This window comes from Halomonas sp., assembly GCF_052095765.1.
Classification (GTDB): Bacteria; Pseudomonadota; Gammaproteobacteria; order Pseudomonadales; family Halomonadaceae; genus Halomonas.
The window spans coordinates 1-13,436 of record NZ_JBQDJZ010000077.1; the positions used below are offsets into that span (position 1 = coordinate 1).

Genomic DNA, 13,436 nt, shown 5'->3' on the forward strand with positions numbered 1-13,436 from the left:
GATGCCAGCTACCTGCCCCTCAAGAGCCAGTGAAGCAACCTGGTTGTCCGCAAACACCAGTTGCTGACCGATGATATCAATATCCATCTGTGGCTCTTTTATGCTGCCAGCAGCATTGATATCGCCCTTCAATGAACCACCTAGCTCGGGATACAGGGTATTAAGTTCCGGCATATTAATGTTGGCAGAAATATCCATCTCCTCGGGCGACACCTTACCTGACGCACTAAGATGGTTTTTCCCCTGATATAAGTTGAGGGTATCGATCTGCCAGTTCATGCGGCTATCGCCGGCCAACTTAGCATCCAGCGACAGTGGATAGGACTCCAGGGTGCCGTTGATTGAAACCCCAGGCACTGTGACGTTCCAGCCATCAGTATCTTGGTGAAAGCTCAGTTCCGCCTGGCCGCTGAGTCGCCCTTCTAGCCCTTCAACAAACGCCTCTGGGTTGAAGTCATCAAGGTCTAGCGACGTGCTGACATCCAGCGCACCGGCCCAGCTAATACGGCCACTGCTGGCCAGGCTACCGCTCTCCACCTCTATCTTGAGCGGCGCCCAGTTGAAGTGCTGAAGATCACCGCTGCCGGTCAGGTCCACCTGGGTGGATGGCAAGGATGGTCCCTGGGCAGTCAGTACCAGGTGCAGTGAGTACTCGAGCAGCGAGCCCTCAGCCGTCAGACTGATGTCCCGGGCTTTCCAGGGTTCTGCGACGGGGCTCTCTCGTTCTGTGCTTTCGCTTGTCGCTTCTCCTGCATCGTCGCTAGCGGCAACGGCCATACCGGGCAGCGGCCACTGTAAACCTGGGCTGTTCAGTTGCGCACGAAATGGCAACGTTGGTGCCAGCGCATCCAATGTTGCTTCAAGACTGGCCTGTGCGGGACCGCTCACGTCAAGCTTGATGCCTAGCGCCGACAAGTCACCGCTCAGCTCAATATTGATTTCTTCGCCATTGAGCGCCGGAAAACGTTCGGGAAGAAAGAGTTCGCTATTCAGTGAAACATTCAGCGGATAGTTACCACTGAGGGTGATTTGACCGGCTAAGCGAGCGTCTGCTTCACGGCTGGCTACGGTCAGAGGTGTCAGACTAACGGTTTGTCCGCTGGCTTTAACAGCCAGTTCCAGCCGGTCGACACCGTATAGGCGTGCACTGTCAGACCCGCTTTGCAGCTCAGCATTTTCCATCAGTAAACTGGGAACATCCACCGCCAGCGGCAAGTTGATTTCAGGCAGCTCAACCCGCGGCTTGTCAGCTAAATCTACCTGCTGCAGCCCCTCCGCCTCGGCTGCAATACTGGCAGGCAGCGGAGACTGCACGGCAATGGACGCATCAATAGCCTCTGCCGTCAGCACCTTGCCATCGTGTTCTGCTTGGCTCAGGGCCAGCTGCTGGCCAGCGGTCAGGGGCAGGCGCGCAGTGAGTCCTGAAAGGCGTGTCGGTAGAAGCTCAATCTGTTGCTGCTGTGCCATCACACCGCTGCTGAAAGACTCCCAGTAAATGCGCGTGCCATCGGCGAGCAAAAGCTCAACGTCATCCACCGCCAGCTCGCGCAGTTCAATAGGGAAAGGTAACGAAATGGGACCGGATTCCTTTTCCTGCTCGGGCTCGGTAGGTTCCTCACTTTTGCCAAGCCGAATTTTTGCGCCTTTCGTTGCCAGCCGGGTGATACACAGCTTGCCGCTCAGTAGGCAGTCATCGGCCCATGCGAGTTCGAAGTAATCCAGGTCGATAGCGGCAGGCCCAGCCTTGAGGTGGAAGTCCTTAAGTACCAGGGCTTCAAGTGGTGAGCCTTGGACTTCACCTACCTCAAACAGTCCCAGACGCTGCCCCTGATTGAACAGGAAGCCGGTTCCCCAGGGCGACAGCCCCAGGCCCAGCACGAAAATCACCAGACCCAGCAAGGTGATGGGCACAACAATTATCAGGCGGGTCAGTGCCCAAGTCAGTCGACGTAATCTCACCATAGCAGTCTCAGAATTCCGGGCCGATGGCAAAGTGGATGCGGAAGTTGTCGTCGTTATCGAACGGGTGGGCCACGTCAAAGCGGATAGGACCCACTGGCGAAATCCAGCGAACGCCAACACCGGCACCGGTATTCAGGTCGTCAGGCGCCCATTTGGTGAAGGCATCTCCAGTATCAACAAAGCTTGCCAGCCACCATTTTCCGGTGATACGGCGCTGAGCTTCAAAGCTTGTTACAAAACGCTGCTGGCCGCCGATCAGGCGTCCTCTACTGTCTCGGGGCGAAAGGCTGTCATAGGAATAGCCGCGCACGCTGTTGTCACCGCCGGCAAAAAAGCGCAGTGACGAAGGAATATCCCTGAAATCATCTGTTTCGATGGCTCCGATGTTCATCCGTGCGATAAAACGGTTGTTTTCACCCAGCATGCGAATCCACTGTGTATCACCGTTAATTCGGAAAAATTCAGCGCCAGAGCCCCATGCTTTGTTGGAATACTGAATCGTCAGCTGTTGGCTGTCTCCCCATGTAGGGAAATTCGGGTTTCTTGTGCGACTGCGATTCCAGCGTACGCCAGGATATAGGAGGAGCACCTGGTTCTTTTCACCCGCCAGCGTGAAGTCTTCATAGGTTGCCCGCAGATAGATGGTCTGCTCCCAGTCATTGGCAAACTTCCAATGGCGACCAAGCTCAATACTGGCCTCCAGCGCATTGATGTCACTGTTATCCTGATTGCGAAGCCCGTACTGAAGGCGATAGCTGTCCCGCAGTGGGTCATCCAGAGGCATCCTGTATTCACCGCTAAACTGCTGCTCCGGCGCTGAGAGGCGCAGATCATGGTCCAAGCTGTGACCGTAACGGTTGATCCACGGCTGCTTCCACCTTATGCGTCCACGTGGGCCCACGTCGGTGGAAAAACCGATACCGAATTCGAATTGATGACGGTCTGCAGGTGCTAACACAACATCCATGGGGACACTGGGTGAGCCAACCTGCATGACACGGGTTGCGGCTATGATCGCATTGCTGGTTAGTTGGGGTTTGAGTGGCACTGGGTCGATACCGTCAACTCCCAGCTCGTTGTAGAACCCCAGCTCCTGCGGGGGTAAAGCCAGCTGCCCGATGTCTAGACGAGGCCTGACACTGATCAGGTTGAACCAGCGAGTCTGGGCCAGGTCCTGGCTGAGCTTGGCGACCTTACTGGATAGGTAAGGATCCCCCGCTTCATAGGGAAGCAGATTGGAGAGGCGCTCAATCTCAATATGACTGCCCTGAAACAGGGTGTCCCCGAAGTGATAGCGCTCACCGCTGTCCAGATCCAGATAAAGTCGGGCGCTGTTTTCCCATGGCCGTATTTCCATACGGTGCTCAAGAAAACCCCAATCGAAATAGCCCCTCTGAAGCGACAGGGAAGCCAGGGTGTCGCGTAGGGTGTCATAGGGTGCATGCAGTAGTATTTCGCCTTTTTTCTGAGGGTAGGCGTCAAGTGCATTGATAAAAGGTGGGTCGTGCTCGGCTTCGCCCTGGATGGAAAAGTCGATCACTTGGATGAGCACAGGTTCGCCTGGCTTGATATCGACCAGGGCTTGCTTACCTTGTAGGGTGACGTCGATTTCCGGCTCGTAATAGCCAAATGGGCGCATGGCCGTTTTCGTCAGTCGCTCGACTTCTCCGACCAGGCGTTCAGGGTTGAATGCCGTACTTTTCACCGGCTCGAGATAGATCTTGACGTTTTTCTCTATCGCCTTATCAACGCCGGTGACCTCAGCGTTCATGGCCAGTACTGGCACACCGTGGACTATACCAGCAAGCGCCAGACCTGTGACTGCCCCATGGTGAATCAGCCGCTGCAGAGAGTATTGAGCACCTTGAGGCATCACTGTGCCATACCCTCCAGTTGGGCATTGATTACCAGCTGTGCCTGTCGGACTTCCCTGACTTGACGTGCCAGTTGATCCAACTGTTTTATGGCCTCTTCGCTGCCGACAAGACGCTCAGAAAGCTGTGCTTCGATGGTGTCGATACGCCGGGCTGCCTCTTCCATTTGCTTTTGCTGACGAGTAACGCCATCAGCCAGCTGTTGTTCAATTGTACTGATACGTTCAACGGCTTTGTCTTGTAGCTCCTGCTGCTGTTGTTGTTGCTGGGATGCGCGACCAGCTAGGGTTTCCAGTCGATCACCCAACTCAGCCAGCTGTTGTTGCCGAGTTTGCTGTTGCTGACGCAGGGTATCCAAATCTGCACTCAGCGCTTCACGGCTTTCCTTGCCCGTCTGCTCAAGCGCTTTGAGCGAAGACTGCATAGCGGTGATGCGGATACCAAGAGACTCTGACATGGATTCCTCGTACTCCGTGTTGCCAATCTGCTGTTGGATACGCGTCTCGATAGAGTCAAGAATGCGGTTAACCGAGGCCAGTCTTGCTTCAACATCCTCGGCATACCGCCCCTGCTCACTTTCAAAGCGGTCAAATCTGGCGGCCAACCGGCTCACTTCATCGTCATGCTGGCGTGTGCTTTCACTCTCGCCTGCCTGTCGTGCAGCGAGGTTGGACAGTTCCCCTTGCATGTCTTCCAGCCGTAACTCAAGTTGCTGGGAATACCACCACCCATAAGCTGCCAGCGACGATAGCGCCGCAAGCAGCAGGAGGCAAAGAAACCACAGTGGCCAGAGCCGCGGCCGCCGGACACGATATGGGCGCTGACTCAGGCTGGCCTGCGGGTCAGGCACGATAGGTTGAGCCTGTGGTGATGTCTCAATACGCTCAGCCATGACGCCCTCCTAGTCTCAGGGTGTGGTCAGGAAAAACAATAACGATGGGCTCATTCCATGACAACATATGTAAACTGGGTCGCCCAATCAGAATTGGCGGACCATCGGACGAATGATATGATATTCGATGAGTAGAAAAACCGCATACTCTGCTGAATAGTGTAAGGTTTTTTTAACGACACAGCGAACCGGTCAGCACAGTGTTTATTGCTGACCGGGTTGATCGCTGACCGTGATTGACACAACATGGGTCAGGACATGGGCCGCAACCTGGATTGCGCCCCGACATTGTTGATGAGGAGAATAATTATGGCATTTGAACTGCCTGCACTACCCTACGAAAAAAACGCACTCGAGCCGCATATTTCCGCCGAAACGCTGGAATATCATCACGGCAAGCACCACCAGGCCTACGTCAACAAGCTCAATGAGCTGACTGAAGGCACCGACAATGCCAACAAGTCCCTGGAAGAAATCATCAAGACCTCTTCTGGTGGCCTGTTCAACCAGGCGGCACAGGTGTGGAACCACACCTTCTACTGGCACTGCCTGTCTCCCAACGGCGGTGGCGAGCCCACTGGCGCATTGGCTGATGCCATCAACGCTAAATTCGGCTCCTTCGCCGAGTTTAAGGAAGCCTTCAACGCCAAAGCTGTTGCAAACTTCGGCTCTGGCTGGACCTGGCTGATCAAGACAGCAGACGGTGGCGTGGATCTTGCCAATACCGACGATGCTGACTGCCCGATCGCTCACGATCAGGTTCCGCTGATGACAATCGATGTGTGGGAACACGCCTATTACATCGATTATCGCAATGCGCGCCCGAAGTATCTTGAGCACGTGTGGAACGTACTGAACTGGGATTTCGTTGCCAAGAACTTTGGCTGAAGCCTAAAGGCTGATTCCAGGTATAAAAAAACCTCGCCAGCCGGCGAGGTTTTTTATTGTCAGAGGCGGTTACTGAATTGATGGCGGATCAGCCCGTCGTCCGATGCCGCGATAGTGCAGGCCTATGCTGGCCACATGCACCGGATCGTAAATATTTCGCCCATCCAGCAGCAGCCTACCCTTCAGCGCGCCGGCCAATGCTTGCCAGTCAGGATTCCAGTAGGCCTTCCACTCGGTCACCAGCATCAGTGCATCGGCACCCTGTAATGCATCAAGCGGGTCGTCTGTATACAGTGTCAGCTGTGGATGTTCACCAAACATCTCTTGCAACACTGGCACCGCCGCCGGATCATGTAGTTGAACTTGAACGCCCTGGGCCCATAGCGCATCCAGCAGGGTCAACACCGGCGCATGATCGATACGCGCGGTGCCTGGTTTGAAGGCAGCCCCCCAGATTGCCACTACGAGCCCTTCCAGTTGGCCCTGATAGTGATGCCACAGCCTGCGAAATAGGGCTTCTTTTTTCTGCTCGTTGATATCCAGTACGCGATCCAGCAGGGCCGAATGACGGCCAGTGGTGTTCTGGACATCGGCCAGGCGCATCAGGTCCCGCGAGAAACTTGGGCCACCAAAGCCGCACCCGGGGTAAAGATACTCATAGCCGATACGGGTATCTGATCCCATGCCCTGGCGCACGTACTCCACATCGACGCCCAGGCTATCGGCAAGGCCAGCAATTTCATTCATGTAGCTGATTCGGGTGGCAAGCATGCCGTTGATAGCCAACTTGGTCAGCTCGGCGGCACGCCGCGGCATCCGGTGGAAGACGTCGCTGCGGCGATTGAAGGCACGCAGGATTTCCCGCACCACAGCCTCGGCACTGTCGTCATCGCAACCCAGCAACCAGCGCGTGGGCCGGGTAAAGGACTCCCAGGCGCGGCCTTCTTCAATTAGATCGGGTAGCGATACGGCACGACCATCCTTTGCCATCAAGGACTCCAGGTGCTCTGTCTCGCCGACCGGAAATGTGGAGTTATTGACCAATACCGCCCGGTCACTGAGCTGCTCCGCGCTGCTAAGCACCATATCAATGGCTTGATCACGCTGCTCTGGTGACAACGCCAGCCACAGTACGTCTTGCGGTGCGGAGACGGCATCACCCATGAACTGAAGGCGGCCACTGTTGCTTGCTTCTTCAAGCCGCTCTATCAGCTGTGGCTCGCTGGCTAACCACTTGCTGGCGGTGAGCTGCTGCCAGTCCTTGCCATCAAGAGGACGCCAGGTCACGTGATGCCCCACCCAGGCTAGAGCCGCTGCCGCTGTCGCCGTGGCAAGCTCACTGCCGCAGATCATGATTCGCATGCATCAGTCCTCGGCGGCATAGCGCTTCAACAAGGCGCGGAACCCTTCACCGAAACGCGGGTGGCGACTGGCATAGGCAAGCGTCGCCTCCAGATATCCCAACTGATGACCACAGTCATGGGTATGGCCTGTCATGCGCCAGGCATCCACACCTTCTTGCTGGCGCAAGGTCTCGATGGCATCGGTTAGCTGAATCTCTCCACCGGCGCCGGGTGGCGTCTTGGCTAGCAGGCTGAAGATGCGTCCGGGCAGGACGTAGCGACCAATCACCGCCAACCGCGAGGGAGCAGAGCCGGCTTCGGGCTTCTCGATGACGCCATCTAGCCTGCAGGATTCACCAGCCTTTGGCTCTTCACCGCGGGGCGCGACAATGCCGTACTTACTGACATCTTCAGCAGCTACCTGCTCAACCATGAGCTGGGCGCGCCCTGTTGCTTTGAAAGACGTCATCATGCCGGCCAAGTCAGTACGCGGCTGGTCACGGTTGTCGACCAGAACGTCAGGCAGCAGCACGGCAAAAGGTTCATCGTCGCCGATTACTGGCCGGGCACACAGCACGGCATGACCTAGTCCCAACGGCTCTGGCTGGCGAACGCTAATGATATTGAGCGAGTCAGGCACGATAGACCGTAGCTCTGTCAGCAAATCATCCTTGCCCTTGGCTTCAAGGCTGGCCTCCAGCTCGAAGTTCTTGTCAAAGTGGTTCTCGATAGCGCCCTTGCTGGCGTGAGTGACTAGTACGATATCGCGAATTCCTGCAGCAACAGCCTCTTCAACTACATACTGAATGACTGGCCGGTCAACGATGGTGATCATTTCCTTGGGAATAGCTTTGGAAGCCGGCAGGCAGCGGGTGCCAAAGCCGGCGACCGGGAGTACAGCCTTGCGAATCATCAGCAGTCCTTTTCAATTCATTGTGTGCAGGATGTCGGCAGATCAACGACGAATGAAGAAAGCCGAGTCAGTAGCGGTTAGAATGGGCTACATGATACCGAATGCGCGACCGCATGCCATATGCCATACGGTTGCGGCCAAGTGAATACGGAGAAGAACATGACTGCAACGTCACACGCTTCAACTAACGTCGATACCGGTGAAATAGCCAAGTTTGAAGCCCTTGCAGACCGCTGGTGGGATCCTGACGGCGAATTCAAGCCGCTACATGAAATCAATCCGCTGCGTCTGGATTTCATTGATGCCCGTGCTGGGCTGGCCGGACGCAGGGTGATCGATGTGGGCTGTGGCGGTGGCATCCTATCTGAGTCCATGGCCCACCGCGGTGCTGACGTGACAGGTATTGACCTGGGCGAAGCACCGCTGGCTGTCGCTCGCCAGCATGCTGAGCAGGCTGGTGTCGAGGTCGACTATCGGTGCGTCAGCGTTGAAGAAATGGCAGCACAACACGCTGGAGAGTTCGACGTTGTGACCTGCCTTGAAATGCTTGAACATGTGCCCGATCCGGCGTCGGTCGTTCGCGCTTGCAGGCAGCTGGTCAAGCCGGGCGGACAGGTATTTTTCTCGACTATCAACCGCAATCCCAAGGCTTACGCCCTGGCCATCATTGGCGCGGAGTACGTGATGGGAATGCTGCCCAAAGGCACCCACGATTACTCGCGCTTCATTCGCCCGTCGGAGCTTGCCGGCTGGTGTCGTGCAGCAAACCTTGAGGTATGCGAACAGACCGGGATGACCTATAACCCGCTGACACGGCGTTTCCGTCTGTCGCCCCAGGACGTTTCAGTCAACTATCTGATGCATTGTCGCCGAGGGCTGGAATGACCATACCACTTGTTCTACCAGCGGCCCTGCTGTTTGATCTTGATGGCACTCTGGTGGATACCGCACCGGATCTGGCAATGGCCACTAACGCCCTACGTCAGCATCATGGCCTGCCGCCGCTGGATTACCCCACCATCCGCGCCCAGGTGTCCAATGGTGGTAATGCGCTGGTTACCCTAGCATTGGACATTGATACCATACACCCTGGCCACATGCCCGCTAGGAACTTCCTGCTCGACGCTTATGGCGCGGCTGTTGCTGTCCACAGCTGTGTTTTCCCCGGGCTGGACGACCTGCTCGATGTCTGGCAAGAGGCCAATCGCCCCTGGGGCATTGTGACCAACAAGCCACGGCGTTACGCTGAACCGCTAATTGAAGCCCTAAAACTATCTCCCGGTGTTCTGCTATGCGCCGACGACCTGCCCGTCAGGAAGCCCGATCCTGAGCCGCTGCTGGAGGCCGCCCGCCGTCTTGAGGTCTCACCACAAGACTGCTGGTATATCGGTGATCATCAGCGCGATATCGAAGCCAGTCTGGCTGCCAATATGCCGGCCATTGCCGTTGCTTACGGCTATCTGAATGATCCTCGCGAAGCGCTTGGGTGGCAGGCCGATGTTTGCTTTGATACGCCACAGGCGCTGTCGGCTCAGGTGTTAGCATTGCTTACGTCCGAGGCAGCTAGCTCAGATTAATGCCCAGTGGTTGATGCACGAGAGGTGATGTATCAGAACGGGTTCGCCCGGAGAGGTCCCGGGCGAGTGTCGTTATACTGCTGCACTATTTTATTGCAGAGTCAGGAATGCATCACTGAGCGAGCCACTACTTTTTGGGTGGCTGAGCGTCGAACCTTTCGCCGTTGTGTCCTCGACTATCCGGTCCCATCAGCCACAGGTAGGTAGGCATGATGTCTTCAGGCGTGCGCAGCGTCATCGGATCTTCACCCGGATAAGCTCCCTTGCGCATGGCGGTTCGCGTAGCACCCGGATTCAGGGTGTTGATCCGCAGCGTGCCGAGATGTTCCACCTCATCTGCTAACACTTCACTGAAACCTTCCGTGGCAAACTTGGAGACCGCGTAAGCGCCCCAGAATGCCCGCCCCTTTCGCCCTACCGACGATGATGTCAGGATGACAGATGCATCCTCAGAAGCCTGTAGCAGTGGCAGCAATGCCTGGGTCATCCACACCGGACCATTTAAATTAACCTGCATCACTTGCTCCCACAGCTCCGGATTGTATTGCTCGAACGGTGTGATCCGCCCAAGCAACCCGGCATTATGCAGGATGCCATCCACTCGACCGAACTCTTTGTCGAGCGTTTCAGCCATGTCGTGATAGTCCTTGAGACTGGCTCCTTCAAGATTCAGCGGAAAAATGGCCGGTTGGGCCAATCCTTCAGCCTCAATGAGATCATAAGTGGCCTCCAGCTTGGCAATGGTTCGGCCTAGCAGGATGACCGTGGCGCCATGTCGCGCATAGGTCAGAGCTGCACAGCGGCCAATTCCATCACCGGCACCGGTGACAACGATGACACGCCCCGTCAGCAGGTCACTCGGGGCCTCGTAGTCAATCATGCAGGTCATTGCTACTCCGGGAATTACTGGCTTGAATCACGCATGAAGTCCTTGGCCAGACTGGCAGCAGTACTGTCCGGGTAATTATCACGAACCCGGGTAAGTAGTGCCTCGCTGGCATCCAGATCACCCTGGCGGGCTTTCAGCAGGGCCAGCTTGTAGATGGCATCCGGCACCTTGCCGCTCTGGGGATAGTCGTCGATAACACGCTGGAAAGACTGGCCAGCCTTGTCAGTGTCCGACTTGGCGGAGTACAGCTCTCCCAGCCAGTAGTAACCATTGGCCACCAGCCCATCCTGAGGGTAGTCGCTGATAAACGCCTCGAAAGCGCTGATCGCGGCGTCAAACTTGCGATCCTTGACGTTGGCAAAGGCTGCATTATATGCATCTTTAGCATCACTGGTGCTAGATGGCCCCTGTCTGGTCGGACTACTGGTTTGGTTGGTAACTTCCGCGGCCGGTGAGCTTCCGCCTTCACCCTGTTCAACGGCGGCAAGACGACCATCGAGATCGATATACTGTTGCTGGCTTTGTTGGCGAAGCTGTCCCAGTTCATGGTTCAGCTTTTCGATTTGCCCACGCAGCTCACGGATGGTTTCCTGATTGCTCTGGATAGCATTGAACAGCGCCAGACTGCCACCCGCCTCTTCGCGGGTGACCGTCCGGTCATAAAAGCTGCTGGAACTGGCCAGATCATCAACCCTGGGTTGCTGGGCAAGTGCAGTTGACGCTAATACCAGCAAAGAAGCTGCAGCACTCGTTGTGAGCAGATATTTGGCACGCTCTCGCATCAGTTACTCCCTGTGTTGCGATGACACATCAACTCAGTAAGCAAAGACGACGCGACGGTTGCGTGCATGGTCCTGCTCAGTATTGCCACGCACTGCCGGGCGCTCTTCACCATAGCTGACGACTTCAAGCTGCGATGGAGAGACTCCTTGAACGTCAAGATAGCGCTTGACCGCATTGGCGCGGCGCTCGCCCAATGCCAGGTTGTACTCGCGGGTGCCACGATCATCGGTATGGCCCTGCAGGATAACGCTGGTTCCCGGATTGGCGCGCAGATAGCGGGAGTGCGCTTCAAGCACCGACTGGAATTCAGGTCGGATGGTGTCGCTGTCAAACGCGAAGTAGATGGTGCGCGCTTCGGGGATCCGCGAGTCAGCCATCTGGCCAGCCTCAGAGCCTACACCACCACTTCCGGCCTGACCGCTACCATAACCACTGGTGCCGGCGCCGCCAACGCCCGTGCCGGCACCCATACCACTGCCCGCGCCGCCAGCGCCTGTCGATGTGCCATCTTGGGTACCGCCAGTGCTGGAGCAACCGGCGACAAAAGCCAGCGACAGCGCAATAGTCAGCGAACGAACATAGGGCTTGAGCTGCATCATGAAACTCCTTTTAGATACCTGTGATGTGTTTAATTCAGAAAAGGTGACCAGGCGGGATCGCGCACGTCACCCTGAGCCGCCGGCAGGACAAAAGATGCCCGGCCGTCTGCAGATACTGCACCCAGTACGCCCTTACCGCCTCGCTGGGTGGCAAAGATTACCATGGTGCCATTGGGTGCAACACTGGGCGACTCTGCAAATTGACTGTCTCCTAGTTCGACTAGGCGCCCATTGCTGAGATCCTGGCGTGCCACCTGATAGCCACGGCTACCGCGATGAATCAGAAACAGCTGCTCTCCGTCAGGCGAAAACTGGCCACGGGCATTGTAGCCACCAGTATACGTTAGGCGTTTGGTGCTGCCGCTGCCAAGGTCCTGGCGGTATATCTGGGGGCCACCGCTCCGATCCGAAGTATAAATCAGGCTGCGCCCGTCCGGTGACCAGGAAGGCTCCGTCTCGATGCTGCCGCTATCAGTAAGGCGCTGCAGACTTCCCGAGCCGATATCCATCAGGTAAATATCCGGCTGGCCATCCTTTGATAGCGCCATGGCCAGCTTACGGCCGTCAGGTGACCAGGCCGGCGCGCTATTCAGACCCTCAAATGACGTCAGCTTAGCGCGTCGCCCACTGGCCAGGTCCTGCACATAAATTGCCGGACGCTGAGTTTCAAAGGAAACATACGCCAGCTTTTTGCCATCCGGTGACCAGGCCGGCGACATGACCGGCTCATCAGAGCTAAGTATCTCGCGGCTGTTGCGACCATCAGCATCTGCTATATACAGCCAGTAGCGGGTGTTGTCACCCATACCACTGGAAGTGACGTAGGCAATACGCGTAGAAAAGGCGCCGCGGATGTCGGTAATTTCCTCAAAAATTCTGTCGCTGATGCGGTGAGCCGCCGCGCGCAGCGCATCCGGTGAGGCAGTGACGATCTCTTCCAACATGAGAGACTCCCCGCCAACATTGAGCAGCTCATAGCGCACGGAGACGTTATTGCCTTCCTGGCTGACCCGGCCTACAGCGAGGTAGCGCGTATTGAGCGACTTCCAGTCGCCATAGGTCACCTGGTCACGGCTGCTGGGTTGAGAAAACATGGCGCGACGTTCCAGCGGCGTGAAATAACCGCTGCGCTCAAGATCATCGGCAACAATCTGCGCCAGATCTTCAGGCAGCCCCTCACCACCGGCAAACGGCACAATAGCAATTGGTGTCGCCTGTTCATTGCCACGGGTGATATCAATGGTCAGATCGGCCTGGGCCAGACTGCTGAAGATCATCAGTATGGCCAACAACCAAGGTGTCGTCAGAGTTCGCATCAGCGTATGTCTCCCGGTCGGAATCGAAGGTTGAAGTTCCTGAAGTCCCGCTGCACTGACGCGGGAAGCTGAGTCAGCTCGGAGAACGGTGCTGCCGCCTGCACAGCCTCTTCTACTGAGCGGTCAAACGCAGTGTTGCCACTGCTTTCGGTGATTCTCACCGTGAAAAGCTCACCTGAAGGCCCTAGCGTCACAGCAACTTTTGCTTCGGGGTTACCCATGACGTTGGGCGGAATGACCCAGGCCTGCTCCACCGCACGCCGTACCAGGGAAATAAAGCTGCTGGCTGCCTGTTCGCCCTGAGCGGCATTCGACTCACTTGCGATTGCCTGTTCAAGACTGCTCTGGGCAGCCGCTGCCGCTGCCGCGGCTTTACGTTGAGCTTCTGCTTCTGCGTCGG

12 protein-coding genes and 1 pseudogene are annotated in these 13,436 nt (G+C 56.6%); 3 read left to right on the top strand and 10 right to left on the bottom strand.

All coding sequences use genetic code 11. From position 1 onward, the window contains the following. The 3 genes and pseudogenes from ACTH3D_RS10155 to ACTH3D_RS10165 form a co-directional block, all read right to left on the bottom strand. Positions 1-1,962 (bottom strand): annotated as a pseudogene (locus ACTH3D_RS10155) (translocation/assembly module TamB domain-containing protein); the annotation flags it as partial. Between the two features lie 7 nt (positions 1,963-1,969). After that, on the bottom strand, positions 1,970-3,835 hold the full coding sequence (gene tamA / locus ACTH3D_RS10160) for an autotransporter assembly complex protein TamA (RefSeq protein ID WP_441666962.1): 1,866 nt from the start codon (positions 3,833-3,835) through the stop codon (positions 1,970-1,972). Then, a complete protein-coding gene (locus ACTH3D_RS10165; RefSeq protein WP_441666963.1) occupies positions 3,835-4,728 on the bottom strand; it encodes a hypothetical protein in 894 nt (297 codons plus the stop codon). The genes tamA and ACTH3D_RS10165 overlap by 1 nt, the downstream gene beginning before the upstream one ends. A 309-nt stretch (positions 4,729-5,037) precedes the next feature. On the opposite strand from ACTH3D_RS10165, the gene ACTH3D_RS10170 reads away from it, so the two are divergent. Beyond that, positions 5,038-5,616 (top strand): superoxide dismutase, encoded by a 579-nt coding sequence (locus ACTH3D_RS10170; protein ID WP_441666964.1) that lies wholly within the window; start codon positions 5,038-5,040, stop codon positions 5,614-5,616. Between the two features lie 69 nt (positions 5,617-5,685). On the opposite strand, the gene ACTH3D_RS10175 is transcribed toward ACTH3D_RS10170, so the two are convergent. Both ACTH3D_RS10175 and galU read right to left on the bottom strand, forming a co-directional pair. Further along, positions 5,686-6,978: a nucleotide sugar dehydrogenase gene (locus ACTH3D_RS10175; RefSeq protein ID WP_441666965.1), complete on the bottom strand. Its 1,293-nt coding sequence runs from the start codon at positions 6,976-6,978 to the stop codon at positions 5,686-5,688. Positions 6,979-6,981: 3 nt separating this feature from the next. Then, positions 6,982-7,872, bottom strand: coding sequence for a UTP--glucose-1-phosphate uridylyltransferase GalU (gene galU, locus ACTH3D_RS10180; RefSeq protein WP_441666966.1), 891 nt, complete (start codon positions 7,870-7,872; stop codon positions 6,982-6,984). A 159-nt stretch (positions 7,873-8,031) separates the two neighbouring features. Between galU and ubiG the strand changes: the two genes are divergently transcribed. Then, positions 8,032-8,757, top strand: coding sequence for a bifunctional 2-polyprenyl-6-hydroxyphenol methylase/3-demethylubiquinol 3-O-methyltransferase UbiG (gene ubiG / locus ACTH3D_RS10185; RefSeq protein WP_441666968.1), 726 nt, complete (start codon positions 8,032-8,034; stop codon positions 8,755-8,757). Beyond that, the gene (locus ACTH3D_RS10190) at positions 8,754-9,449 is read left to right on the top strand and encodes an HAD-IA family hydrolase (protein WP_441666969.1); all 696 of its coding nucleotides are present in this window, start codon (positions 8,754-8,756) and stop codon (positions 9,447-9,449) included. The genes ubiG and ACTH3D_RS10190 overlap by 4 nt, the downstream gene beginning before the upstream one ends. Before the next feature lie 127 nt (positions 9,450-9,576). Here the strand turns inward: ACTH3D_RS10190 and ACTH3D_RS10195 are convergent, their stop codons facing one another. The 5 genes from ACTH3D_RS10195 to tolA all read right to left on the bottom strand — a co-directional run. Then, complete coding sequence (locus ACTH3D_RS10195; protein WP_441666970.1) at positions 9,577-10,338, bottom strand: YciK family oxidoreductase; 762 nt, start codon at positions 10,336-10,338, stop codon at positions 9,577-9,579. A 14-nt stretch (positions 10,339-10,352) separates the two neighbouring features. Further along, positions 10,353-11,120: a tol-pal system protein YbgF gene (ybgF, locus tag ACTH3D_RS10200; protein ID WP_441666971.1), complete on the bottom strand. Its 768-nt coding sequence runs from the start codon at positions 11,118-11,120 to the stop codon at positions 10,353-10,355. Between the two features lie 33 nt (positions 11,121-11,153). After that, the gene (pal, locus tag ACTH3D_RS10205; protein WP_441666974.1) at positions 11,154-11,717 is read right to left on the bottom strand and encodes a peptidoglycan-associated lipoprotein Pal; all 564 of its coding nucleotides are present in this window, start codon (positions 11,715-11,717) and stop codon (positions 11,154-11,156) included. Between the two features lie 32 nt (positions 11,718-11,749). Further along, a complete protein-coding gene (gene tolB, locus ACTH3D_RS10210) occupies positions 11,750-13,036 on the bottom strand; it encodes a Tol-Pal system beta propeller repeat protein TolB (RefSeq protein ID WP_441666972.1) in 1,287 nt (428 codons plus the stop codon). Beyond that, positions 13,036-13,436: cell envelope integrity protein TolA (gene tolA / locus ACTH3D_RS10215; protein ID WP_441666973.1), on the bottom strand; the 401-nt coding region annotated here is incomplete at its 5' end. The genes tolB and tolA, both read right to left, overlap by 1 nt.